Below are 24,309 nucleotides of genomic sequence, written 5' to 3' on the forward strand. Positions count from 1 at the left end.
CATAACGAAATAACAAGAGCTTGGGGGCGCGGCCATGGCCGCGCCTTTTTCGTGCCAAGCTTGACAGAACTACCATACCGCGCGATCCTGACCCCGTACCTATCTCTTCGACAGGCAAAAGGAGGGCACGATGAATATCGACCTCTCGCGGCGCGGTTTCCTGAAACTGGCGGGTGCGGGTGTCGCGGCGACATCGCTGGGGGCCATGGGCTTCGGCGGGGCGGAGGCGGCGGAACAGGCGCATGTGCGTGCCTTCAAGCTGGCCTCGACGACCGAGACGCGCAACACCTGTCCCTATTGCTCGGTCGCCTGCGGCGTCATCATCTATTCCGACGGCGACCTGAAGGCCGGCGAAGAGGCCAGGGTCGTCCATATCGAGGGCGATGCCGACCATCCGACCAACCGCGGCACGCTTTGCCCGAAGGGCGCGGCGCTGAAGGATTTCGTCAATGCCGAGACGCGGCTGACCACGCCGCGCATCCGCCGTCCCGGCGCCGCCAGCTTCGAGGAGATTTCCTGGGAAGAGGCGCTGGACAAGATCGCCCGCGCGCTCAAGGACGACCGCGACGCCAACATGGTGCTGGCCAACGACGACGGGGTGCCCGTCAACCGCTGGACGACCACCGGCTATCTGGCGGCCTCGGCCACCACCAATGAAACCGCATGGCTGACCTACAAGACGGTCCGCGCCATGGGGATCGTCGGATTCGACAACCAGGCGCGCGTCTGACACGGCCCCACGGTGTCCAGTTTGGGCCCGACATTTGGCCGTGGAGCGATGACCAACTCCTGGACCGACATCAAGAACACCGACCTCGTGGTCGTCATGGGCGGCAATGCCGCCGAAGCCCATCCCTGCGGCTTCAAATGGGTGACGGAGGCCAAGGCCAATCGCGGCGCCAGGCTGATCGTGGTGGACCCGCGCTTTACCCGCACGGCCTCGGTGGCGGACTACTATGCGCCGATCCGTCCCGGCTCGGACATCGCCTTCCTGATGGGCCTGATCAACTGGATGATCCAGAACGACAAGGTGCAATGGGACTATGTGAAAGCCTTCACCAACGCCGCCTTCATCGTGAAGGACGAATTCGGCTGGAGCGACGGGCTGTTCACCGGCTACGACCCGGAAAAGCGCGACTATGACAAGTCGAGCTGGGACTATGTCATCGGCGAGGACGGCTTTGCCCAGGTGGACATGACGCTAGAGCATCCGCGCTGCGTCTGGAACCTGCTCAGGGAACATGTCTCGCGCTACACGCCCGAACTGGTCGAGCAGGTCTGCGGCACGCCCAGCGACCGCTTCCTGAAGATCGCCGAGATGATCGGCGAATGCTCGGCCCCCGACAAGACCATGACCTCGATGTATGCGCTGGGCTGGACCCAGCACGCCAAGGGCTCGCAGAACATCCGCGGCATGGCGATGCTGCAGCTGATCCTGGGCAATATCGGCGTCCGGGGCGGCGGGATGAACGCGTTGCGCGGTCATTCCAACATCCAGGGGCTGACCGACATCGGGCTGATGTCGAACCTGATCCCCGGCTACCTGAACATCCCGACCGAGAAGGAGCCGGACTGGCAGACCTACATGTCCAGCCGCAGCTTTACCCCGCTGCGGCCGGGGCAGACCAGCTATTGGCAGAACTATCCCAAGTTCATGGTCAGCTTCATGAAGGCCATGTGGGGCGACGCGGCCACGGCCGAGAACGACTGGGCCTATCACTACCTGCCCAAGCTGGATGTGCCGACCTATGACATCCTGCGCATGTTCGAGCTGATGGATGCCGGCCAGGTCAACATCTATTTCTGCCAGGGCTTCAACCCGCTGCTGTCCTTCCCGAACCGGGCCAAGCTGACCTCGGCGCTGAGCAAGCTGAAGCTCTTGGTGGTCATGGACCCGCTGGCGACCGAAACCGCGCATTTCTGGGAAAACCACGGCGAACACAACGACGTGGACACCGCCTCGATCCAGACCGAGGTGCTGGAACTGCCCTCGTCCTGCTTTGCCGAGGACGACGGCGCGCTGGTCAACTCGGGCCGCTGGCTGCAATGGCACTGGTCGGCGGCGACCCCGCCCGGCCAGGCCAGGCACGACACCTGGATCATGGCGCAGATCTTCCTGCGGGTGAAAAAGCTCTACCAGGACGAAGGCGGGGTGTTCCCCGACCCGATCCTGAACCTGACCTGGGACTATGCCGACCCCGACGAGCCGACGCCCGAGGAACTGGCCAAGGAGCTGAACGGCCGCGCGCTGGAGGATGTGCGCGACCCCGCCGACCCGGCCAAGGTGCTGACCGCCAAGGGCAAGCAGCTGCTGAACTTCAGCCAGTATCGCGACGATGGCACCACCATGGGCGCCTGCTGGATCTATTCCGGCTGCTGGAACGAGGACGGCAACAACATGGCCCGCCGGGACAATGCCGACCCCGACGAGACCGGCGCCTATCCCAACTGGACCTTTTCCTGGCCGCTGAACCGGCGGATCCTCTACAACCGGGCCTCGGCGGATTTGCAGGGCCGGCCCTGGGATCCCTCGCGCAAGCTGCTGGAATGGGACGGCGAGAAATGGACCGGCTATGACGTGCCCGACATCGCCCCCACGGCGAAGCCCGGCGATGTCGGTCCCTTCATCATGAACCAGGAAGGCGTCTCGCGCCTGTTCAGCCGGGGCATGATGCGCGACGGGCCGTTCCCGACGCATATGGAGCCCTTCGAATCGCCCCTTGCCAACGTGTTCAACCCGCAGATGCGCGGCAATCCGGTGGCGCGGGTCTTTGTCGGCGACGCCGAGCAATTCGCCACCAGCGAAGAGTTCCCGATCGCCGCGACCTCGTATCGCCTGACCGAGCATTTCCACTACTGGACCAAGCACAACCGCATCAATGCCGCGCTTCAGCCCGAGTTCTTCGTCGAGATCAGCGAGGAACTGGCGGCCGAGAAAGGCATCCGGCGCGGCGGCTGGGTCCGGGTCTGGTCCAAGCGCGGCGAGGTCAAGGCCAAGGCGCTGGTGACGGGGCGGCTGAAGCCGATGCAATGCGGCGACAAGCTGGTGCATGTCATCGGCATCCCGCTGCACTGGGGCTTCATGGGCGCGGCGCGCAAGGGCTTCGGCCCGAACAGCCTGACGCCATTCGTCGGCGATGCCAATGTGGAAACGCCCGAGTTCAAGGCGTTCCTGGTCAATATCGAACCCGCGACAGGGGAGGCGGTGTCATGACGACCGATCCGAACCTCGACAGCCCGCGCACCGCGGTCTCGAACCCGCCGGTGCAACCGATGCAGGCCAACCTGGGGCCGGGCGACGTCGTCCGCGCCTCGGCCACGCCCGACCTGCCGCCGCCGACGCGCGAATTGACGCCGGTGGCCAAGCTGATCGACGTGTCGAAATGCATCGGCTGCAAGGCGTGCCAGTCGGCCTGCGCCGAATGGAACGACACCTATCCCGAGATCGAGCAGAACGTCGGCCTCTACGAGAACCCGCACGACCTGACGCCCGACATGTTCACCCTGATGCGGTTTTCGGAATACGAGAACCCGCAGACCGGCGATTTCGAATGGCTGATCCGCAAGGACGGCTGCATGCATTGCGCCGATCCGGGCTGCCTGAAGGCCTGCCCGGCCCCCGGCGCTATCGTGCAATATTCGAACGGCATCGTGGATTTCATCCACGAGAACTGCATCGGCTGCGGCTATTGCGTGACCGGCTGTCCCTTCAACATCCCGCGCATCAGCCAGAAAACCCATGTCAGCTACAAATGCACGCTCTGCTCGGACCGGGTGGCGGTGGGCCAGGGGCCGGCCTGTGCCAAGGCCTGCCCGACCCAGGCCATCGTCTTCGGGACCAAGGAGGACATGCTGGCCCATGCAGAGGCGCGGGTCGACGACCTGAAGTCGCGCGGCTACGACAATGCCGGCATCTACGACCCGCAGGGGGTGGGCGGCACGCATGTCTTCTATGTGCTGCACCATGCCGACCAGCCCTCGCTTTACTCCGACCTGCCGGAAGAGCCGCGCATCTCTCCGGTGGTCGAGGGCTGGAAGGGCGTGACCAAGACGCTGGGCCTGGCCGTGATCGGCGCCGCGGCCATCGGCTCGGTCCTGCACGGGCTGATGACGCGCGCCAACAAGGTCTCGACCGAGGATGAAACCCATGCCGAGCAACTGGTCGAGGGGCGTGAACCCCCGGTTCCGCCGGGAAGGGAGGTGCTGTGATGGCCAAGCGCATGTTCTCCGAAGCGGGCGACCATATCGAAAGCCGCCGCCCGGTGACGGTCAGCCGCTATCGCGGCATCACCCGGCTGAACCATTGGGTGACGGCGGCCAGCCTGATCGCGCTGCTGCTGTCCGGCCTGGCGCTGTTCCACCCCTCGCTCTACTTCCTGACCGGGCTGTTCGGCGGCGGGCAGATGACGCGCTGGCTGCATCCCTTCGTGGGCGTGCTGCTGTTCTTCAGCTTCCTTCTGCTGTTCCTGCAGATGTGGCGGCTGAACCTGCCCCGCCCCGAGGACCGCACCTGGGTCAGCCATATCGGCGAGGTCGTCCGCGGCGAAGAGGAAAAGCTGCCCGAGCTTGGCAAATACAATGCCGGGCAGAAATTCGTCTTCTGGGCCATGTCGGTGCTGATCGTGGTGCTGATCGTCTCGGGCGTGATGATCTGGCAGGAATATTTCCCGCATCTGGTCTCGATCCCGGTGCGGCGCTGGGCGGTGCTGGTGCATGCGGTGGCGGCGGTCGCGATCATCCTGACCTTCATCCTGCATGTCTATGCGGCGATCTGGACCCGCGGCACTATCCGCGCCATGACCCGCGGCACCGTGACCGGCGGCTGGGCCTGGCGGCATCATCGCAAATGGCTGCGCGAAGTGGCTGGACGCGAGGGCGGCGGCCCGGCAGAGTAGGCGCAAGCGACCCGAAAGGAAGCCATGTCCACCGCCCTGAAACCCGATCCCGCGATGATCGGCGGCGTCGCCAAGGTTCCCCTGGCGCGCCTGCCCGATCCCGCGGCGCTGTTCTCGACTCGCGCCGAGCGGTTCGATTTCCTGGCCGGCCACAGCCCGAACCTTGCGCCTTACCTGCGTTTCCTGGCCGGGCTTTGCCGGGCGCAGGCCGATCTGGCGCGCGAATTGCCGCCGCCCCTGCCGCTGCTGCCCGAGCGGATCGAACTGGCCCGCGCCAGCCGCATGCCGCCGCTGGACCGCAACGCCATGCGCGAAGGGCTGGCGCAGGCGCTGCCCTTGCTGCTTGGGCGGCTGGCGGCGCTGGACATGCCCGAGCCTGCGCGGCTGGCGCTGGCGGCCTTGCAGGCGGCCGAGCCCGCGGATCGCGACTGGGTCATCGACAACGTGCTGGCCGACACCATCCCCGAGGACAGCGTGGCCCCGCATCTGTTCGCCGCCGCCGCCCTGCAGGTCCATGCCGCGATGCAGGCGGCGGCGCTGGACGCCGAGAAGCTGGTGCCGATCCGCACCGGCATCTGCCCGGCCTGCGGCGGCCGCCCCGCGACCAGCCTGGTGACCGAAAGCATCGGCGCCGAGGGCGCGCGCTATTGTTCCTGCGCCACCTGCCAGACCCTGTGGAACGAGGTGCGGGTAAAATGCCTCTGCTGCGGCTCGACCAAGGGCATCAGCTATCGCTCGGTCGAAACCGGCGAGGCCACGGTCAAGGCCGAGGTCTGCCGCGAATGCGACCATTGGGTCAAGATCCTGTATCAGAACCGCAACCCCTCGCTGGAGCCCATCGCCGACGACGTGGCCAGCCTTGGCCTCGACCTGATGATGCGGGACACCGAATGGAAGCGGGGCGGCTTCAACCCCTTCCTGGCCGGTTATTGACGGCGGTGCGGCGCGGGCGATGATCGTCGGCACGGCAGGGCATATCGACCATGGCAAAAGCGCGCTGGTCCGGGCGCTGACCGGCATCGAGACCGACCGGCTGGCCGAGGAAAAGGCCCGCGGCATCACCATCGAGCTGGGCTTCGCCTATGCCGACCTGGGCGGCGGCGCCGTCACCGGCTTCGTCGACGTGCCGGGGCACGAGAAATTCGTCCACACCATGCTGGCCGGGGCCGGCGGTATCGACCTGGCCCTGCTGGTCGTCGCCGCCGATGACGGCATCATGCCGCAGACGCGCGAGCATCTGGCGATCCTCGACCTGCTGGGCATCAGCCGCGGCATGGTCGCGCTGACCAAGTCCGATCTTGCGCCCCCTGCCCGCATTGCCGCCCTGAGTGCCCAGATCGCGGAACTGCTAGCCCCGACCGGGCTGGCCGGGGCGCCGGTCTTTCCGGTCTCGTCCCTGACCGGGGCGGGCATCGACGCCCTGCGCGCCGCGCTGGTGCGGGCCGAGGCGCAGACCGCCGCCCGCGCTGCCGAGGCACGGTTTCGCATGGCCATCGACCGCAGCTTTACCCTGGCCGGGACGGGCACCGTCGTCACCGGCACGGTGCTGTCGGGCCGGGTCGCGCCGGGCGACCAGATCGTCCTCAGCCCCACGGGACTGCCGGCCCGCGTGCGTGCCGTCCACGCCCAGAACCGCAAGGCCGAGGCCGGGCTCGCTGGCCAGCGCTGCGCCCTGAACCTGGCCGGCGAGGGCGTGACGCGCGATGCGATCCATCGCGGCGACGTGGCGATGGACCCCGCGCTGCACGCGCCGACCCAGCGCATCGACGTCAGCCTGCGCGTGCTGGGGACCGAGCCCAAGCCGCTGGCCACCTGGTTTCCCGCCCGCCTGCATCTGGGCGCGGCGGAAACCGGCGCCCGCATCGTGCCGCTGGAAGGGCCGCTGGCACCGGGCGAGGAGGGGCTGGCGCAGCTCGTCCTCGACCGTCCCCTGGCCGCGACCCTGGGCGAGCGCTTCATCCTGCGCGACGTCTCGGCCCGGCGCACCATCGGCGGCGGGCGGCTGATCGACCTGCGCGCCCCCGCCCGCCACCGCGCCCGGCCCGAGCGCCTGGCGGTGCTGCGCGCCATGGCCCTGCCCGACCCGGCCGATGCGCTGGCCGCGCTGGCAGGCGCGGCGCTGATCGACCTGGACGGCTTTGCCCGCGACCGCGCGCTGGCCCCGGCCCAGCTTGACCGCGCCATCGTCGCCTCGGGCATCGCCATCGTCCCCGGCACGCGGCAGGCGCTTGGCCCCGACCGGCTGGCGGCGCTGCGCCGGCAGATGCAGGCGGAACTGGCCGCCTTTCACGCCGAGAATGCCGATCTCCAGGGGCTCGGGCGGGAAAAGCTGCGGCTCATGCTGGACCCGCGCCTGCCCAAGCCCGATTTCGCCGCCTTCCTGCGCGCCGAGGCGGCGGCGGGCCGCATCGCGCTGGACGGCGCCTTCATCCGCCTGCCCGGCCACCTGCCCCGCCTTGCGCCCGAGGACGAGGCGCTGCTGGAGCGCATCCTGCCGCAGCTTGCCGGCGAGGACCGCTTTCGCCCGCCCCGCGTGCGCGACTTTGCCCATGCGTTCGGTGCCGAGGAACCCGAGGTCCGCCGCATCCTGCGCATGGCCGCGCGCCAGGGCCGCATCGACCAGATCGCGCAGGACCATTTCTTTGCCCGCGCCACCACGGTCGAGATGGTCGGCATCATCCGCGACCTCGCCGCCGCCAGCGCCGACGGCTGGTTCTCGGCCCCGGCCTTTCGCGACCGGGTGCGGAACGGGCGCAAGGTGGCGATCCAGATCCTTGACTTCTTCGACCGTCTCGGTCTGACCTTGCGTCGGGGCGATCTTCGTCGCATCAACCCGCACCGGGTCGACCTGTTCACGCCGGACGGGTCGGACGAGCGGGAATAGGGAAGAGAAGCGTCCCCGGTGGGGCGGCCGGACTTCAAATCCGGTTGGGGCAGTGAGCCTGTCTCGGGTGGGTTCGACTCCCACTCTCTTCCGCCAGATGCGACGAAAGGACGGCAATGGACAGCACGGTGCTTGGCAGCAGCAAGGTTCGGGTCAGCGCGGTCTGCCTGGGCACGATGACCTTCGGCAACCAGACGGGCGCGGCCCAGGCCCATGCCCAGATGGACCGGGCGCTGGCCGCCGGCATCACCTTCCTCGACACGGCCGAGCTTTACCCGGTGAACCCGGTGCGGCGCGAGACCGTGGGCCGGACCGAGGAAATCGTCGGCGACTGGCTGTCCGCGCGCGGCGGCCGCGACCGGGTGCAGATCGCCACCAAGGCCGCCGGCCCCGGCGACAAGGTGCGGGCCGAGGGCTTCGACGGCGCCATCCTGCGCCGCACCATCGACGCCTCGCTCCGGCGGCTCAGGACCGATTACATCGACCTTTACCAGCTGCACTGGCCGGTGCGCGGCAGCTATGCCTTTCGCCAGAACTGGCGCTACGACCCCTCGAAACAGGACCGCGCCGCGACGCTGGCGCATATGCAGGACGTGCTGGGCGCCCTGGACGAGGCGGTGCGCGCCGGCAAGGTCCGTGCCATCGGCCTGTCGAACGAATCGGCCTGGGGCACGGCGCGCTGGATCGACACGGCCGAGCGCATGGGCGCGCCGCGCATGGCCAGCATCCAGAACGAATATTCGCTGCTCTATCGCGCCTTCGACACCGACCTGGCAGAGCTGGCGGTGAACGAAGGGGTGACGCTGCTGGCCTATTCGCCGCTGGCGGCGGGGCTGCTGACCGGGAAATACCAAGGCGGGGCCGAGCCCGCTGGCAGCCGCGCGGCCACCGATCGCGCCAGCGGGGGACCGGGCGACCTGGGCGGGCGGCGCACTGCCCGCGCCGATGCCGCCGTCGCCGCCTGGCACGGGCTGGCGGCCGAACTGGGGCTGGACCCGGTCCACATGGCCATCGCCTTCACCCGCCAGCGCCCGTTCCACGCGATCCCGATCATCGGCGCGACCGATCTTTCGCAGCTCGACCATCTTCTGGCCGGGCTGGACCTGCGGCTGCCGGCAGAGGCGCTCAAGCGCATCGACAAGCTGCACCGCAGCCACCCGCTGCCCTACTGAAGCGCCCCCGCGACGCCACGGCAGGGTTGGCAGCATGGCGCGGCGCGGGCAATCTGCCCGCGTCACCTGCCCCACGAGGATTTCATGCTGCCCCCGATCCTGTCGCACCTGCGCATCCCCGTCGTCGCCTCGCCCATGTTCATCGTCTCGGGGCCCGAACTGGTGATCGCACAATGCAAGGCCGGGATCGTCGGCAGCTTCCCGGCGCTCAACGCCCGCGAAAAGGACGGCGAGCCGGTGCTGCTCGACGCCTGGCTGACCCGCATCGCCGAGGAACTGGACCGCCATAACCAGGCCAATCCCGACAAGCCGGCCGCCCCCTTCGCGGTGAACCAGATCGTGCACCGCTCGAACGCGCGGCTGGAACGCGACATCGAGATCTGCCACCGCCACCGGGTGCCGATCTGGATCACCAGCCTCGGCGCCCGCCCCGAGGTGAACGCGGCGGCCCATGACTGCGGCGGCATCGCCCTGCATGACGTCATCAACAACCGCTTTGCCAAGAAGGCGATCGAAAAGGGCGCCGATGGCCTCATCGCGGTCGCGGCGGGCGCCGGCGGTCATGCCGGGCCGCAATCGCCCTTTGCCCTGGTGCAGGAGATCCGCGAATGGTTCGACGGCCCGCTGCTTCTGTCGGGCGCCATCGCCACCGGCCGCGCGGTGCTGGCGGCGCAGGCCATGGGCGCGGACCTGGCCTATGTCGGCAGCCCCTTCATCGCCACCGAGGAAGCCAACGCCCAGCCCGAATACAAGCGCATGATCGTGGATTGCGGGGCCGAGGACGTCGTCACCTCCTCGCTCTTCACCGGGGTGTCGGGGAATTACCTCGCGCCCTCGATCCGCGCCGCCGGGCTCGATCCGGCCAGCTTGGAGCGCGGCGACGTGTCGGACATGAACTTCGCCGAGGCCTCGTCGCGGCCCAAGGCCTGGAGCCAGGTCTGGGGCTCGGGCCAGGGCATCGGCGCGGTGCGCGAAATCCTGCCCGCCGCCCGGCTGATCGACCGCCTGGCCCGCGAACATGCCGAAGCCCGCGCCGCCCTCTGCGCCTGACCCCCGGCTTCTTCGTTCCCCAAATACTCCTGCAACGGCGCGGCGGGGCGCCAAGGCCCGCGCCTTTCACCGTCTGCCAAGCACTCCTCCCCACCGCGCCAGCCGGCGCGGCGGCGGTGCGTTAGGACACCGCCAGCCCCTCGGTCGAGGCGAAGAACATCGCCTGGCTGACGGCCGAGCGCACCTGTTCCTCGGAATAGGGCTTGGAAATCAGGAAGGCCGGCTCGGGCCGGTCGCCGGTCAGCAGCCGCTCGGGGAAGGCGGTGATGAAGATCACCGGGATGTCGCCCATGCTGGCAAGCAGCTCGTTCACCGCCTCGATCCCGGACGAGCCGTCGGCCAGCTGGATATCGGCCAGGATCAGGTCCGGGCGGCTTTGATGCGCCAGGTCGACGGCGGCGGCATGGGTGCGGGCGATGCCGGTGACATCGTGGCCCATGGCCTGCACGATGCCCTTCAGGTCCATGGCGATGATGGTCTCGTCCTCGATCACCATGATTTTTCCGGCCAGCGACTGGCCCATCTCGTTCAGGGCGATCTGCACCAGCTCCTCGGCCTCGGGCTGCGGGCATTGCATGATCTGCGCGATCTGGTCGTAGCGCAGTTCCTCGATGGTGCGCAAAAGCAGCGCCTCGCGCGAATTGGGGGTCAGGCCGCGCAGATGCGCCTGGGCGCGGGCCTCGCGCGGGGTCTGCGCCTCCAGCTCGACCGGCTGGCCCGAGCTTTGCCAGATGGCGTGGAAGGTGCGGAACAGCCCGATGCGGGTGTCCTCGCCATCCATCAGGCTGCGATCGGTCAGGATCGCCTCCAGCGTGGCGGCGGCGTAATTGTCGCCGGCGGTCTGGCTGCCGGTCAGCGCGCGCGCATAGCGACGCAGATAGGGCAGTTCCCGGCTGATGGACTGGGCAAGATCCGCTGCGGTCATGTCTACCTCGAAAAAAGCGTCGTGTGTCGGAACCTGATCGGATAGGTAACGGTTAGGCAAGGTGCGCACAAGATTACCGGGAATAACTAAAAAATGAATACCAGGCGTGAGGAACGCAGGCGAGCAGCCATAGAAAAGCAGATCGACGAGAATCTGCGCCGCGTCTATGAGCAGGACGCGACGCAGCAGATACCCGACAGGTTCCTGCAACTGCTCGACAAATTGCGCGAGCAGGAGTGAACCGGATGACCGATCGAAAACCGGCGCGGACGACCCGTTCCCAGGACCATGGCGATCCTCGGGACGAACTGGTCGATCACCTGCCCGCGCTGCGCGCATTCGCGCTGTCGCTGACCCGCGAGGGGGCCTCGGCCGACGACCTGGTGCAGGACACCATCGTCAAGGCCTGGACGCATATCGACAAGTTCCAGCCCGGCACCAACCTGCGCGCCTGGCTGTTCACCATCCTGCGCAACACCTTCTATTCCGCCCGCCGCAAGACCAAGCGCGAGGTCAGCGATTCCGACGGAATCCATGCCGCGCGCCAGGCCACCCGCCCCGAACATGACGGCCGCCTTGCGCTGAACGATTTCCGCGCCGCCTTCGAGCAATTGCCCGACGAACAGCGCGAGGCGCTGATCCTGGTGGGCGCCTCGGGCTTTTCCTACGAGGAAGCGGCGGCGATGACCGGCGTGGCCGTCGGCACCGTCAAGTCGCGCGCCAATCGCGGCCGGCGCAAGCTGGCCGAGCTTCTGCACCTGGAAGAGGGCGAGGAGCTGGAGATGACCGACCGGGCCACGCTGGCGGTGATGGCGCAGAACACGCCGATCCTGCGCTGAGATGGCGTCGTGCTGCGGCGGCTGTTGGACAAGCTGGAATTCACCAAGGGCCTCGGCTTTCGGCTGGGCGGGCTCTTGTCGGTGGCGATCCTGCCCATCGGGCTGATCTCGGTCATCCAGACGCTGCACCTGTCGCGCGAATACCAGCGATCCTCGGAAATCGCGCTTCTGGGCCGCACTGCCACCGCCGCCGCCGGGGAAAGGGCGCTGTTGCAAAGCGCGCTCGGCACCGCCGACGCCTTGGGCCCGGCGGTGCTGGAGACGATGGACCGGCCGCAGGCCTGTTCCGACATCATGCGCGGCCTGGTCCAGCGCACGGTGAATTTCGTCTATGCCGGCTTCACCCGGCTCGACGGGGTGACGGAATGTTCCTCGGTGCGCGGCGTGCACGACCTTTCCGGCGAATCCGCCTTTCGCCAGTTCAGCGAAAGCCCCGGCACGCTGGTCACGACCAGCGCCGACGGGCCGGTCACGGGCAAGGCGGTGGTGGTGGTGATCCAGCCGCTTTACCGCGGGGTCGAGCTGCTGGGCTTCATCGCCGTCTCGATGTCGCACGACCTGCTGCGCTCGACCCATGTCTCGGGGCTGGGGACCGAGGGGGCGCGCATCCTGACCTTCAACAACCAGGGCGAGGTGATCTCGTCGGACCGCGAGGGCGCGGGCGACATCACCGAGGTGCTGCCGCGCGGCAAGTCGCTGCCCTCGCTTCTGTCGCGCAGCGAGACGACCTTCCGCGACATTTCCAACTCGGGCGAGCGGCGGGTGTTCAGCGTGGTGCCGGTGGTGCCGGGGCTGGTCTATGCGCTGGGGTCGTGGAACCGCGCCGAATCCGGCATCACCGGCATCGACATCACCCGGCGCACGGCGCTGATCCTGCCGCTGATCCTGTGGGCCGCCTCGCTGGCCGTGGCCTATTTCGCGGTCTATCGCCTGGTGCTGCGCCATATCCGCGAGCTGCGCAGCCAGATGCGCCGCTTTGCCATCGGCGACCGCTCGGCCCCGCCGCCGGTGCTGGCCGACGCGCCCGCCGAGATCGAGGACATGAGCCAGACCTTCCACAACATGGCGCGCATCCTGATCCGCGACGAAGAGGCGATGGAGGCCGCGGTCAACGAAAAGACCGTGCTGCTGAAAGAGGTGCATCACCGGGTCAAGAACAACCTGCAATTGATCGCCTCGATCATCAACATGCAGATCCGGGTGATCGAGCATGACGATGCCCGGCGCGTGCTGCGTTCGGTGCAGGACCGGGTGGCGTCGCTGGCGACGATCTATCGCAACCTCTACCAGGCCGAGCATCTGGATTCGGTCCAGGCCGACCGGCTGATCCGCGACATCATCAACCAGATGACCAATGCCTCGGTCGGCCCCGGCGCCGGGCTGCGCATCAACACCCGGCTGGAGCCCCTGGTGCTGATGCCCGACCAGGCGGTGCCGCTGAGCCTGCTGGCGACCGAGGCTTTCACCAATGCGCTGAAATATTCCGGCGTTTCCGACCCCAATGCCGAGCCCTGGGTGCGCGTCTCGCTGCGCGCGGACGGGCCGGGCCATGCGGTGCTGGAGGTCGAGAACTCGATCGGCGCCAGCAGCCTGGCCGAGGGCACCGGCCTTGGCAGCCAGCTGATCGAGGCCTTCGCCACCCAGCTGGAAGGCGAGGCCGAGCAGGAGATGGGCGAGGGCCGCTTCCTTCTGCGCCTGCGCTTCCAGGTCGAGAACCTGCACAAGCGCGAAGGGGCCGAGATGCCGCAGGTGGTGTTGACCTCGGCCGCGCGGCCGGGCTCGCGGCATTAGCAGGCTGCTGAAAAAGTCCTTGCGACAGGACAGCGCGGGCGGGGAACCGGGAAATCCGCTTCAAATTTGCCGAAAACACCCCATTTTCGGGCCGATATCAGCTGGATCCGGAACGATTTCCGCTGCGTCGCCCTCTCAAGATCCCTTTTCAGCAGCCTGTTAGAAGGGGCGGTTCGCTTCCCGGTGGCCTCGGTCCGACCGGCGAAAGCTGGAGGGGCGGCTTTCCCCGGCGCAGGGCGATCCGTTGGAATCGAGCGGGCGGCAAAGCCTGCCGGCCGACGCTCGGCATTGCTGCGCGGCCTGCCGGCTGCTAGCGTCATGGCTGCGGCGCAGTCGGCCGATTGCGGCGCCTTGCCATCCGCGAAGGAAACGCCATGCCCGATCCTGTGAACCTGCTGGCCTTTGCCGCCATCTCGCTGGGCATGGTTCTGACGCCCGGTCCCAACATGATCTATCTCGTCTCGCGCTCGATCTGCCAGGGGCCGCTGGCGGGGCTGATCTCGCTGGGGGGCGTCGCGCTGGGCTTCGTCTTCTACATGCTCTGCGCGGCTTTCGGGATCACGGCCCTGGTCATGGCCGTGCCCTATGCCTATGACGCCCTGCGGCTCGCCGGGGCTGCCTATCTGCTTTACCTGGCCTGGCAGGCGGTCAGGCCGGGCGGGCGCTCGGCCTTTCAGGTCCGCGACCTGCCCAGGGACAGCGCCCGCAGGCTTTTCGCCATGGGGTTCGTGACCAACCTGCTGAACCCAAAGATCGCGGTCATGTACCTGTCCTTGCTGCCGCAATTCGTGACGCCCGGCCAGGGCAGCGTGCTGGCGCAGTCGCTGGCCCTGGGGGCCACGCAGATCGCCGTCAGCGTCAGCGTGAACGCGCTCATCGCGCTTGCGGCGGGCAGCATCGCGGTCTTCCTGGCGGGCCGGCCGTTCTGGCTGGTCGTGCAGCGCTGGCTGATGGGGACGGTCCTGGCCGGGCTTGCGCTGCGGATGATGGCCGAGACCCGGCGCTGACTCCTCTAGTCCTCGCGGCGGCCAGGGCCGTCCCGATCCCGCTCGTATCGCCGGGCAAGCGGAAACGGCGGCAACCAGGATTCGCGGCGGATGGTCCACAGCTCATAGGTCGGGACCAGCTGGTCCGGGGCATCCAGCGATCCCAGGTTCACCTCGACCTCATCCCCGCTGCGGGCAAAGACGGACGAGCCGCAGCGGGGGCAGAAGAACCGCCCGGCGTAGTCGCGGGTTTCGCCCTCGATCGTCACCGCGTCCTGCGGAAACACCGCCGAGGCGTGGAAAAGCGCCCCGTGATGCTTGCGGCAGTCCAGGCAATGGCACAGGCCGACCCGCCAGGGGCGCCCGGATGCGGTGATTCTGACCTGGCCGCACAGGCAGCCGCCGGTGAAACGGTCCATGCCGCGCCTCCTTCAGGATCGGGCGGGCGGGCGGTTCACGATGCCTTGCCCGCGTCCTTTTGCGTCGCCTGCCGCAGCTTCTTGGCGGCGATGAAGCGGCGGCGGCGGGACAGTTCCACGTTGATCAGCGCCCCCAGCATGACGGTGAAGCCGCCCAGGTAGAACCACATCAGCAGCGCGATCACCGCGCCGATCGAGCCATAGATGCGGTTGTAGCTGTTGAAGCTGGCCAGGTAGGCCGAAAAGCCATAGGAGGCCGCCGCCCAGGCCAGCGCCGCAAAGACCGAGCCCCAGGTGAAGATCGCCGTGCGCGGCGTCTTCACGTTCGGCCCATAGCGATACAGGATGCCGATCACCACCAGCACGATGAAGAAGATCGCCATCCAGGGCAGGGCGCCGATCAGCCAGTTGCGCAGGGGCACGTCGGGCAGGAAGTTGAAGGCGATGGGCACCACGACGATGGTAAGCAGCCCCAGCGCGATCACCAGCACGATGACCAGCGTCAGCACATAGGCCAGCAGGAATCCCATGACCGTGGAATGCGAGCGCACGCCATAGGCCGCGTTCAGCCCGCGGATCAGCCCGTCCACCCCCGCCCGCGCCGAGACGGTGGCGATGATGAAGGAAATCGCCGTGGTCCAGCCCAGCTGCGTGCGCCCCGCCGCCACCAGCGCGCTGATCTGGCCATAGATGATGTCCGCGGCGCTTTGCGGGATGAAGCCGTCCGTCGTATGGACGTATTGCTCGATCACCTCGGGGTCGTTCCACAGCCCCCATAGCGCAAACAGCGCCGCCATTCCCGGAAAGACCGCGAACATGGCATAGAAGGCCACGCCGGCGGCAATCAGGCTCATGTGGATCTTGTCCATCCGCTCGAAGATCGCCAGGACGAACTGCCACCAATCCCTGATCAAGGTTCCCGTCCTTTTCCGTTTCGGTCGCCGGCCCTGCGGGGAAACCCGCTTCCCCGCGGGAAAGGTTCCGGCCCCTCTAGTGGTTCACGTCCCGATAGCGCAGCCAGACCGCCTTTTCGCCCAGTTTCGCGACGAAGGCGGCATGGGCCTGGGCCTCGGCCTCGGTGATGCGGGGGGCAAGCGGGCGCGGCCTTTGCCCCCTGGGGGCGGCGGCGCCCTGCGCCCCCGTGCCCGGACCCGAGGCGCCGTGCAGCGGCCCCGTCTCCAGCACCAGCCCCGGCTGGCGGCCGCCGCGCAGCGCCAGGTAGACCTCGGCCAAAAGCTCGCTGTCCAGCAGCGCGCCGTGCAGCGTGCGGTTCGAGTTGTCGATGCGGAAGCGCCGGCACAGCGCATCGAGCGAGTTCTGCGCGCCGGGGAACTGGCTGCGCGCCAGTTCCAGCGTATCGACCGCGCGGCTGAAGGGCATGACCGGAAAGCCGCAAAGCCGCAGCTCGGCGTTCAGGAATTTCATGTCGAAGCTGGCGTTGTGGATCACCAGCCGGGTGTCCTGGCCGATGAAGGCGGCGAAATCCGCCGCGATCTCGGCGAATTTCGGCTTGTCGCGCAGGAAGTCGTCGCCGAGGCCATGCACCTCGAACGCCTCCTGCGGCATCGGGCGCTCGGGGTTGATATAGACGTGGAAGGTGCGCCCGGTGGGCAGGTGGTTCATCAGCTCGATCGCGCCGATCTCGACGATGCGGTCGCCGGTATCGGGGTCGAAGCCCGTGGTTTCGGTGTCAAGGACGATCTCACGCATGGGGCCGTTCTGCCATGATCCGGGCGCAGATGTCCATGATCGCCGCCCGCGCGCCGTCCAGCGTGTCCGAGGGGATCAGGAAATCCGCCCGCTTGCGCTTTTCCGCATCCGGCATCTGCCGCGACAGGATCATCTGGAAATCCGCCTCGGTCATGCCGGGCCGGGCCAGCACCCGCGCCCGCTGCACCTCGGGCGGGGCCGAGACCACCGCCACCCCGTCCATCTGGCGCTCGGACCCGCCCTCGAACAGCAGGGGAATGTCCAGCACCACGATGGGCGCGTCCTTGTGCGCGGCGATGAAGCCGGCGCGGTCCTCGGCCACCAGCGGATGCACGATGGCCTCCAGCCGGGCAAAGCCCGAGGGGTCGGCGGCCAGCGCCTCGCGCAGCGCGGCGCGGTCGATGCCGCCGTCCCGCAGCACGCCGGGGAAGGCGGCGGCCACCGGCGCGACGGCCGCGCCGCCGGGCGCGTAAAGCCGATGCACCGCCGCATCCGCGTCCCAGACCGGATGGCCCAGGTCGCGAAACATCTGCGCGGCGGTGGATTTCCCCATGCCGATGCCGCCGGTCAGGCCCAGCCGGTAGCTCATGCCAGCACGATCCGGCGCAATTCGTCGTCGACCTCGGGGCGCTGGCCGAACCAGCGCTCGAAGCCAGGCGTGGCCTGGTGCAGCAGCATGCCCAGCCCGTCGACGACCTCGCAGCCGCGCGCCTGCGCCTCGGCCAGGAACGGCGTCGTCAGCGGCGTATAGACCAGGTCGGTGACCAGCGTGCCCGGCGACAGCGCGTCCAAGGGCACCCGCAGCGGCGGCTTGCCCTCCATGCCCATCGAGGTGGCGTTGACCACGGTCATCGCGCCTTCCAGCATGTTGCCGGCCTGCGCCCAGTCATAGACCACGACCTTGGCGCCGAACTCGGACCGGATCTGCTCGGCCCGGATGCGGGTGCGGTTGGCGATGCGCAGCTCGGGCACCCCGCTTTCCAGCAGCGAGGCGACCACGGCCCGCGCCGCGCCGCCCGCGCCGATCACCGCCGCGGGGCCCAGGCCGGGGATCCAGTCCGGCGCGTGCTGGCGGATATTGGCGATGAAGCCGTAGCCGTCGGTATTGTCGGCATGGATCTTGCCGTCGGCGCGGAAGATCAGCGTGTTCGCCGCCCCGATCAGCGCGGCGCGGTCGGTGACGACATCGGCCAGCGCCAGCACGCTTTCCTTGTGCGGGATGGTGACGTTGGCGCCGACGAAGCCCATGTGCGGCATGGCGCGCAGCACCTCGGCCAGATGCTCGGGCATCACCGGCAGCGGCACGTAATGGCCGGCGATGCCATAGCGCTGCAGCCAGTGCCCGTGCAGCCGGGGCGAGCGGGAATGCGCGATGGGCCAGCCGATGACCCCGGCAAGGGGCGCATGCTTGGGGGCGGGCAAACTGTCAACCATGGCAGACCTGCGGTGCTTTCTCGGGGGCGTCGCCCCGGCATCGGGATGGATCGAATGTCATGTCACAACTGCTATCGGGCTGCCCTGGGGTCAAGCCGTATCGCCCTTCGCGGCCTGGGCCATGGCAAGAATGCAACCCCGGCCGGGCGTCGCGTTCAGACCACGCTCATCTCGGGCAGGCCGCCCTCGGCCACCAGATCCTCCAGCGTCAGCGATTCGATCAGCAGCAGATAGGACCAGAACACCTGGCCGAACATGCGGCGCAGCCGGCAGGTCGCCTCGTCCGTGCAATCCTCGCAGCGCTGATAGGACCGGCGCGACAGGCAGGGCAGCGGCGCGATGGGTCCGTCCACCTGGCGCAGCAACTCGCCGATGGAAATCTCGTTCGGGCGCTTGATCAGCACATAGCCGCCGGCCCGGCCGCGGCGCGAGCCGACATAGCCGGCATTGCGCAGCTCCAGCATGATATGTTCCAGAAAACGCTTGGGCGCGCCGGAACGCTGCGCGATCTCTTCGATCGTCAGGGCATTGCCGCCGGCGGCGACCTCATCTGCCAGGGCCATCAGCGCCTTGATGGCATATTTCGTTTTCTGCGAGATCATAGGGGAATCCTTAGTGTTCGCCGTCCCGTCATGCAATGATTTCGGCAAGAAATTGCAGGGCGCCCCGCCTTCTGTTCAGGAACCATCGCCAAAGCGTCATCGTTTTGTCACATTGACCGCGCATTTCTGCGGGGCAACATCAAGGAGTAGCTCATGCGCATCGCAGTTCTTGGCGGCGACGGGTTCGTCGGCTGGCCGACCGCCCTGCACCTGTCCAATCTGGGCCATGACATTCACATCCTGGACAACCTGTCGCGGCGCTGGATCGACACCGAGCTGGGCGTGCAGTCGCTGACGCCGATGGATTCGATCCAGGAACGCTGCCGGATCTGGCACCAGGAGACGGGACGGCGGATCCATTTCCACCTGCTGAACCTGGCCACGGAATACGAGCGGCTGAAAGCCTGGCTGGCCGAGCATCGCCCCGACGCGGTGATCCATTTCGCCGAACAGCGCGCCGCGCCCTATTCGATGAAGACCGACCGCCACAAGGTCTATACGGTCAACAACAACATCAACGCCACGCACAACCTGCTGGCGGCGCTGGTGGAAACCGGCATCGACGCGCATCTGGTGCATCTGGGCACCATGGGGGTCTATGGCTATTCCACCATCGGCGCCCCGATCCCGGAAGGCTATCTGGACGTCTCCATCGAGACGCCCGCCGGCCCGCGCGCGCAGCAGATCCTGTATCCGACCCGGCCCGGCTCGGTCTATCACATGACCAAGAGCCTCGATCAGATCCTGTTCCAGTTCTATGCCCAGAACGACGGGCTGCGCATCACCGACCTGCACCAGGGCATCGTCTGGGGCACCCATACCGACCAGACCCGCCGGCACGAGCAGCTGATCAACCGCTTCGACTATGACGGCGACTATGGCACGGTGCTGAACCGCTTCCTGATCCAGGCCGCCATCGGCCATCCGCTGACCGTGCATGGCACCGGCGGCCAGACCCGCGCCTTCATCCACATCCAGGATTCGGTGCGCTGCATCGAGCTGGCGCTGCGGGACGCCCCGCCAGCCGGCGAGCGGGTGCGCATCTTCAACCAGATGACCGAGACGCATCGCGTCCGCGACCTGGCCGAGCTGGTCGCCCGCATGACCGGGGCCGAGGTCGCCTATCTGCCCAACCCCCGCAAGGAGGCCGACGAGAACGAGCTGGTGGTCAAGAACGACCAGTTCCTGGCGCTGGGCCTCAAGCCCATCACCCTGGCCGAGGGGCTGCTTTCCGAGGTGGTCGACGTGGCGCGCAGATATGCCCATCGCATCGACCGCTCGCGCGTGCCCGCCGTCTCGGCCTGGACCCGCGACATCGCCCAGCGGGTCGAGCATGATCCCGAAGGCAAGAGGCTGCGTTCGGTATCGTGACCCCCGAAGGCATTCACCCCCAGGGCAAGGCGCGGTCGGGCCGCGCCTTTGTCACGCTGGCGACCAATCCCGACTATGCGACCGGGGCGGCGGCGCTGTTCCGCTCGCTGCGCCGGACCGGGACCAGCGCCGACCTGGTCCTGCTTTACACCGACCTGCCGCAGGATGCGGTCGAGGCGCTGCGGGCGCTGGACGTGCGCCCGGTGCGGGTGGACCTGCTGCCCACCTCCGAGGGGTTCAACGCGCTGCACGCCCGCGACCGGCTGCACGGCGCCGCGCCCTTCACCAAGGGCGAAAAGCCGCCCTTCCACACGCCCTTGGACAATTTCGCCAAGCTGCGGCTGTGGCAGCTGGATTACGACCGCGTGGTGTTCATCGACGCCGATGCCATCGTGCTGCAGAATATCGACCGGCTGTTCGACTACCCGGAATTTTCCGCCGCGCCGAATGTCTATGAAAGCCTGGCCGATTTCCACCGCCTGAACTCGGGCGTCTTCACCGCCCGGCCCTCGGCACGGACCTTCCGCGCCATGCTGGCCCGGCTGGACCAGCCTGGCCGGTTCTGGCGCCGCACCGACCAGACCTTTCTGGAAAGCTATTTCCCGGACTGGCACGGGCTGCCGGTCTTTGACAACATGCTGCAATATGTCTGGCTGAACCTGCCGCAGCTGTGGCGCTGGCAGGATATCCGCGTGCTGCATTACCAATATGAAAAGCCCTGGCAGGATCACGCCAAGGCCGAGGCCCTGCGCCCGCTGGTCGATCTGTGGCGCGCCCATGCCGGCGACGGGCCGGTGCCCGATCCGCGCGACCTGCCGCCCCCGCCCGGCTGCGCATCCGGTGCGGCATGAGGATCGCGCTGACCGGCGCCTCGGGCCTTGTCGGACGCTGGATACACCGCGCCGCGGAGCAGGCGGGACATGAGGTCGCCACCCTGCCCGGCTGGCGCCTGGGCGACCCGATTGAGCTGGGCGGCTGCGACGCGCTGGTCCATGCCGCCTTCCAGCATGCCCCCGGCCGCTATCGCGGCGGTGAGGGCGAAGATCCGCAGGGCTTCGTCCGCGCCAACCTGGACGGCTCGCTGATGCTGTTCCGGGCGGCGCGGAACCAGGGCGTCGGGCGGGCGGTTTTCCTGTCCTCGCGCGCCGTGCATGACGGCCACCCCCAGGGCATGGCGCTGCCCGACGCGCTTTCCCCGGCCCCGACCAGCCTTTACGGCCAGGTCAAGGCCGAGGCCGAGGCCGCGCTGGCCGCCATGGCCTGCGCGGATTTCGCGACCGCCAGCCTGCGCCCGACCGGGGTCTATGGGCCGGGCGTGCCGCAGAAATGGGCCGGGCTGATCGGGGATTTCCTGCGCGGCACCACCCCGCCCCCCCGCGTCGCGACCGAGCTGCATGGCGCCGACCTGGCCCGCGCCGTGCTGCTGGTGCTGGAGGATCCCGCCATGGCTGGCAGCTACAATGCCAGCGACCTGGTGCTGGACCGCCGCGACCTGCTGGCCGAGGTCGCCCGCCTGACCGGCTGCGCCACGCCCCTGCCCGCGCGCGCCGATGCCGCCGCGCTGCGCCGTCCGCTTTGCGCGCGGTTGCAGGCGCTGGGCTGGCAGCCGGGCGGCATGGCGCTGCTGCGCCGGGATCTGCCGGCGATCCTGGACGACCTGCAACCATAGCAGAATTTCCCAGACCGATTCCCGCCGGTTGCGGCAAGATGTGCCTTTGCACCAATCCGCGGCCTGTTCTGGTTGGTCTGCCCCATGCGATCCTTTCCATCCCGTTCTGCCTGTCCTTTGCGATGATGGCCGGTTGCTTCCTTGCCCGCTCGGTCCTGGTCATGCCTGGCGACATGCCCCTGCGAGCCGTCGGCTTCGTCCCGCTGTCCTTGGGCGGTTCTGGCGCTGGTGATCGGCTGTGGCATCTTTCTGACCTGCTGGCGGGGGTTGGCCGGCGATACCCCGCCGGGGTGCCGCTGGTGCGGCCCCGCAGCTATAGGCGCGTGCCCGGCTGAGAAGGCAGCCCCGTGACAGGACCGCCGCGCCGGGCTAGTCTGGCGCCATGCCCGATTACGACGACCTTGCCGCCCGCATCCGCGCCCTGACCCATGGCGAGACCGACGAGGTCGCGCTGATGGCGACGCTGGCCTGCGAAATCCACCACTCGGACGCGCGCTTCGACTGGACCGGCTTCTATCGCGTCACCGCGCCCGAGATGCTGAAGATCGGCCCCTACCAGGGCGGCCACGGCTGCCTGGTGATCCCGTTCTCGCGCGGGGTCTGCGGTGCCGCGGCGCGGACGCGGCAGGTCCAGCTGGTGCCCGATGTCGAGGCGTTTCCCGGCCATATCGCCTGCGCCAGCTCGACCCGTTCGGAACTGGTGATCCCGGTGGTGGGCAAGGGCGAGCGGCTGATCGGCGTGCTTGACATCGACAGCGACCGCCCGGACGCTTTCACGCAGGACGATGCCGACCGCTTGCAGGAGATCCTGGATGACACATTCGGACGTGACCGCGTTCACCGGCCATTGCCTTTGCGGCGCGATCCGGTTCCGCGGCACCCATGACGCCACGAACGACCTGAAGGCCTGCCATTGCAGCCAGTGCCGGCGCTGGTCGGGGCATTACTGGGCGGCGATCCTGCCCAGCTCGCTGGAGATCGAGGGCGAGCCCAGATGGTATCGCGCCTCGGACTTCGCCCGGCGCGGCTTTTGCCCGGACTGCGGCAGCTCGCTGTTCTGGCAGCGCGACGGCTCGGACATCATCGACGTGGCGGCGGGCGCCATCGACAGCCCGACCGGGCTGCGGCTGCTGGGCCATATCTTCGTCGCCGACAAGGGCGACTATTACGACATCGCCGACGGGCTGCCGCAAGACCCGCGCGAATAGTTGACGCCGCGCGCCGCCCGTCCTAGGCGGCAGGAAAAGGGGGCGCGCGATGATCTGGGACACCTTGGCGAATTTTCCGCTGCAACAGCTGCTGGCCTTCATGGCCGGGGCATTGGTGCTGAACCTGGCGCCGGGGCAGGACGTGTTCTTCGCCAGCGCCTGCGGCATCCAGAACGGGCCGCGTGCGGGCGCGCTGGCCGGTTTCGGCGTCGGGCTGGGCGTGATCTGCCATGTGGTGATGGCGACCGTGGGCCTTGGCGCGCTGGTCGCCGCCCATCCCGGCGCGCTGGTCGCGATCAAATATGTCGGCGCCGCCTATCTGCTGTTCCTGGCCTGGAAAAGCTGGAACGCGGGCGAGGTCGATCCCCGCGCCCGTGCCGCCAGCCGGCCCTGGAACATCATCCGCCGCGGCGCGCTGTCGAACCTGCTCAACCCCAAGCCGGTGCTGTTCCTGCTGGCCTTCCTGCCGCAATTCACCAAGCCGGAATACGGCCCGGTCTGGCAGCAGATCCTGGGGCTGGGGCTGATGTTCACCCTGTCGGGCACGCTGGTGACGATAGGTTACGGCGTGGTCGGGGGCTTGGCCGGCCATGTGATCGGCAAGCGGCTGGGCATCGTGAACCGCATCGCCGCGGTGATGTTCGCGGGCCTTGCCCTGCGGCTGGTCTGGAAATGAGCTTCCTCTACCAGCCCACCGACGAACAGCCGCGCGTGATCCATGCCGATCACGAGATCCTGGTGGTCGAGAAGCCGGCGGGCCTGCTTTCGGTCCCCGGCCGGGGCGAGGATCGCGCCGATTGCCTGATCGAGCGGCTGCGCGCCGCCTTCCCGACCGTGTTGCTGGTGCATCGGCTGGACATGGACACCTCGGGCGTCATGGTCTTTGCCCTGACGCCGCATGCGCAGCGCCACCTGTCCAAGCAATTCGAGGACCGGCGCACGAAAAAGACCTATGTCGCGCGGCTCTGGGGCCGGCTCGAGCCGAAGACCGGGACGGTGGACCTGCCGCTGATCGTCGACTGGCCGAATCGCCCGCGGCAAAAGGTCGATCACGAACAGGGCCGGCCGGCGCAGACCGAATGGCGGGTGGTCAAGGCCAGCGATGCCGAGACGCGGGTGCGGCTGATGCCCGTCACCGGCCGCAGCCACCAGCTGCGCGTCCATATGGCCGCGCTGGGCCATCCGATCCTGGGCGATCCGCTTTATGCGACCGGCGCGGCGGCGGATTTCCCGCGGCTGATGCTGCATGCCGAAAGCCTGCGCTTCAAGCATCCCGAAACCGGGGTGATGCAAGGCTTTACCGCGCCCGCCCCGTTCTAGTTCACGCAGGTTTCATGCCCGAACCCGCCGCCCT

The 24,309-nt window shown here is 68.2% G+C and carries 26 protein-coding genes and 1 tRNA gene; 20 read left to right on the plus strand and 7 right to left on the minus strand.

Annotated features, from left to right (window positions below):
• The first annotated feature begins 130 nt into the window (after nucleotides 1-130).
• From E3U26_RS08270 to E3U26_RS08310, 9 genes are all read left to right on the plus strand, one after another.
• A complete protein-coding gene (locus E3U26_RS08270) occupies nucleotides 131-730 on the plus strand; it encodes a twin-arginine translocation signal domain-containing protein (RefSeq protein WP_084197005.1) in 600 nt (199 codons plus the stop codon).
• Between the two features lie 48 nt (nucleotides 731-778).
• The gene (gene fdnG, locus E3U26_RS08275) at nucleotides 779-3,214 is read left to right on the plus strand and encodes a formate dehydrogenase-N subunit alpha (protein ID WP_240540291.1); all 2,436 of its coding nucleotides are present in this window, start codon (nucleotides 779-781) and stop codon (nucleotides 3,212-3,214) included.
• The gene (gene fdxH, locus E3U26_RS08280; RefSeq protein WP_276241780.1) at nucleotides 3,211-4,209 is read left to right on the plus strand and encodes a formate dehydrogenase subunit beta; all 999 of its coding nucleotides are present in this window, start codon (nucleotides 3,211-3,213) and stop codon (nucleotides 4,207-4,209) included. Before fdnG ends, fdxH begins: the two co-directional genes overlap by 4 nt.
• Nucleotides 4,209-4,895 (plus strand): formate dehydrogenase subunit gamma, encoded by a 687-nt coding sequence (locus E3U26_RS08285; protein ID WP_072462159.1) that lies wholly within the window; start codon nucleotides 4,209-4,211, stop codon nucleotides 4,893-4,895. Before fdxH ends, E3U26_RS08285 begins: the two co-directional genes overlap by 1 nt.
• Before the next feature lie 24 nt (nucleotides 4,896-4,919).
• Nucleotides 4,920-5,828, plus strand: coding sequence for a formate dehydrogenase accessory protein FdhE (gene fdhE, locus E3U26_RS08290; RefSeq protein WP_243784153.1), 909 nt, complete (start codon nucleotides 4,920-4,922; stop codon nucleotides 5,826-5,828).
• 19 nt (nucleotides 5,829-5,847) lie between these two features.
• Entirely contained in the window at nucleotides 5,848-7,779 is a 1,932-nt protein-coding gene (gene selB / locus E3U26_RS08295; protein ID WP_243784154.1) for a selenocysteine-specific translation elongation factor, read from the plus strand.
• Nucleotides 7,780-7,875 (plus strand) — tRNA-Sec (locus E3U26_RS08300).
• A gap of 20 nt (nucleotides 7,876-7,895) precedes the next feature.
• Nucleotides 7,896-8,951 (plus strand): aldo/keto reductase, encoded by a 1,056-nt coding sequence (locus E3U26_RS08305; RefSeq protein WP_036753716.1) that lies wholly within the window; start codon nucleotides 7,896-7,898, stop codon nucleotides 8,949-8,951.
• An 84-nt stretch (nucleotides 8,952-9,035) separates the two neighbouring features.
• A complete protein-coding gene (locus E3U26_RS08310) occupies nucleotides 9,036-10,001 on the plus strand; it encodes an NAD(P)H-dependent flavin oxidoreductase (protein ID WP_116223228.1) in 966 nt (321 codons plus the stop codon).
• A gap of 121 nt (nucleotides 10,002-10,122) precedes the next feature.
• Here E3U26_RS08310 and E3U26_RS08315 read toward each other — a convergent pair whose 3' ends face one another.
• Nucleotides 10,123-10,926, minus strand: a complete 804-nt coding sequence (locus E3U26_RS08315; RefSeq protein ID WP_114536055.1) for a response regulator — start codon at nucleotides 10,924-10,926, stop codon at nucleotides 10,123-10,125.
• Nucleotides 10,927-11,019: 93 nt separating this feature from the next.
• Between E3U26_RS08315 and E3U26_RS08320 the strand changes: the two genes are divergently transcribed.
• The 4 genes from E3U26_RS08320 (at nucleotide 11,020) to E3U26_RS08335 (ending at nucleotide 14,563) form a co-directional block, all read left to right on the plus strand.
• On the plus strand, nucleotides 11,020-11,166 hold the full coding sequence (locus tag E3U26_RS08320; RefSeq protein WP_019352327.1) for a NepR family anti-sigma factor: 147 nt from the start codon (nucleotides 11,020-11,022) through the stop codon (nucleotides 11,164-11,166).
• 5 nt (nucleotides 11,167-11,171) lie between these two features.
• A complete protein-coding gene (locus E3U26_RS08325; RefSeq protein WP_036753724.1) occupies nucleotides 11,172-11,765 on the plus strand; it encodes an RNA polymerase sigma factor in 594 nt (197 codons plus the stop codon).
• Between the two features lie 9 nt (nucleotides 11,766-11,774).
• Nucleotides 11,775-13,556 (plus strand): histidine kinase dimerization/phosphoacceptor domain -containing protein, encoded by a 1,782-nt coding sequence (locus E3U26_RS08330; protein ID WP_243784155.1) that lies wholly within the window; start codon nucleotides 11,775-11,777, stop codon nucleotides 13,554-13,556.
• A gap of 374 nt (nucleotides 13,557-13,930) precedes the next feature.
• Nucleotides 13,931-14,563: a LysE family translocator gene (locus E3U26_RS08335; RefSeq protein ID WP_072462152.1), complete on the plus strand. Its 633-nt coding sequence runs from the start codon at nucleotides 13,931-13,933 to the stop codon at nucleotides 14,561-14,563.
• 5 nt (nucleotides 14,564-14,568) lie between these two features.
• Here the strand turns inward: E3U26_RS08335 and E3U26_RS08340 are convergent, their stop codons facing one another.
• The 6 genes from E3U26_RS08340 to E3U26_RS08365 all read right to left on the minus strand — a co-directional run bounded on the left by E3U26_RS08340 (nucleotide 14,569) and on the right by E3U26_RS08365 (nucleotide 18,707).
• Complete coding sequence (locus E3U26_RS08340; RefSeq protein ID WP_243784156.1) at nucleotides 14,569-14,961, minus strand: GFA family protein; 393 nt, start codon at nucleotides 14,959-14,961, stop codon at nucleotides 14,569-14,571.
• A 35-nt stretch (nucleotides 14,962-14,996) separates the two neighbouring features.
• Nucleotides 14,997-15,875 (minus strand): YihY/virulence factor BrkB family protein, encoded by an 879-nt coding sequence (locus tag E3U26_RS08345; protein ID WP_499104741.1) that lies wholly within the window; start codon nucleotides 15,873-15,875, stop codon nucleotides 14,997-14,999.
• 76 nt (nucleotides 15,876-15,951) lie between these two features.
• Nucleotides 15,952-16,671 carry a DNA polymerase III subunit epsilon gene (gene dnaQ, locus E3U26_RS08350; protein ID WP_036753738.1) on the minus strand — a complete coding sequence of 240 codons (720 nt, stop codon included), beginning with the start codon at nucleotides 16,669-16,671 and terminating at the stop codon, nucleotides 15,952-15,954.
• Entirely contained in the window at nucleotides 16,664-17,260 is a 597-nt protein-coding gene (coaE, locus tag E3U26_RS08355) for a dephospho-CoA kinase (protein WP_116223226.1), read from the minus strand. The genes dnaQ and coaE overlap by 8 nt, the downstream gene beginning before the upstream one ends.
• The gene (locus E3U26_RS08360; protein ID WP_036753744.1) at nucleotides 17,257-18,105 is read right to left on the minus strand and encodes a shikimate dehydrogenase; all 849 of its coding nucleotides are present in this window, start codon (nucleotides 18,103-18,105) and stop codon (nucleotides 17,257-17,259) included. Before E3U26_RS08360 ends, coaE begins: the two co-directional genes overlap by 4 nt.
• 155 nt (nucleotides 18,106-18,260) lie before the next feature.
• On the minus strand, nucleotides 18,261-18,707 hold the full coding sequence (locus tag E3U26_RS08365) for an RrF2 family transcriptional regulator (RefSeq protein WP_024842801.1): 447 nt from the start codon (nucleotides 18,705-18,707) through the stop codon (nucleotides 18,261-18,263).
• A 153-nt stretch (nucleotides 18,708-18,860) separates the two neighbouring features.
• Here E3U26_RS08365 and E3U26_RS08370 point away from each other — a divergent pair, with 153 nt between their 5' ends.
• The 7 genes from E3U26_RS08370 (at nucleotide 18,861) to E3U26_RS08400 (ending at nucleotide 24,275) form a co-directional block, all read left to right on the plus strand.
• Nucleotides 18,861-20,078, plus strand: coding sequence for an NAD-dependent epimerase/dehydratase family protein (locus E3U26_RS08370; RefSeq protein WP_036753747.1), 1,218 nt, complete (start codon nucleotides 18,861-18,863; stop codon nucleotides 20,076-20,078).
• A complete protein-coding gene (locus tag E3U26_RS08375) occupies nucleotides 20,075-20,929 on the plus strand; it encodes a glycosyltransferase (protein ID WP_243784159.1) in 855 nt (284 codons plus the stop codon). Before E3U26_RS08370 ends, E3U26_RS08375 begins: the two co-directional genes overlap by 4 nt.
• A complete protein-coding gene (locus E3U26_RS08380) occupies nucleotides 20,926-21,747 on the plus strand; it encodes an NAD-dependent epimerase/dehydratase family protein (protein ID WP_243784160.1) in 822 nt (273 codons plus the stop codon). The genes E3U26_RS08375 and E3U26_RS08380 overlap by 4 nt, the downstream gene beginning before the upstream one ends.
• Nucleotides 21,748-22,129: 382 nt before the next feature.
• Nucleotides 22,130-22,633: a free L-methionine (R)-S-oxide reductase MsrC gene (locus E3U26_RS08385; RefSeq protein ID WP_243784161.1), complete on the plus strand. Its 504-nt coding sequence runs from the start codon at nucleotides 22,130-22,132 to the stop codon at nucleotides 22,631-22,633.
• Entirely contained in the window at nucleotides 22,560-22,955 is a 396-nt protein-coding gene (locus E3U26_RS08390; RefSeq protein WP_036753757.1) for a GFA family protein, read from the plus strand. The genes E3U26_RS08385 and E3U26_RS08390 overlap by 74 nt, the downstream gene beginning before the upstream one ends.
• Nucleotides 22,956-23,004: 49 nt before the next feature.
• Complete coding sequence (locus E3U26_RS08395; RefSeq protein ID WP_036753760.1) at nucleotides 23,005-23,631, plus strand: LysE family translocator; 627 nt, start codon at nucleotides 23,005-23,007, stop codon at nucleotides 23,629-23,631.
• Nucleotides 23,628-24,275, plus strand: a complete 648-nt coding sequence (locus tag E3U26_RS08400) for an RluA family pseudouridine synthase (RefSeq protein ID WP_036753763.1) — start codon at nucleotides 23,628-23,630, stop codon at nucleotides 24,273-24,275. The genes E3U26_RS08395 and E3U26_RS08400 overlap by 4 nt, the downstream gene beginning before the upstream one ends.
• The last annotated feature ends 34 nt before the right edge of the window (nucleotides 24,276-24,309 follow it).

Origin of the sequence: Paracoccus ferrooxidans, from assembly GCF_029909815.1 — a bacterium.
Lineage (GTDB): Bacteria > Pseudomonadota > Alphaproteobacteria > Rhodobacterales > Rhodobacteraceae > Paracoccus > Paracoccus versutus.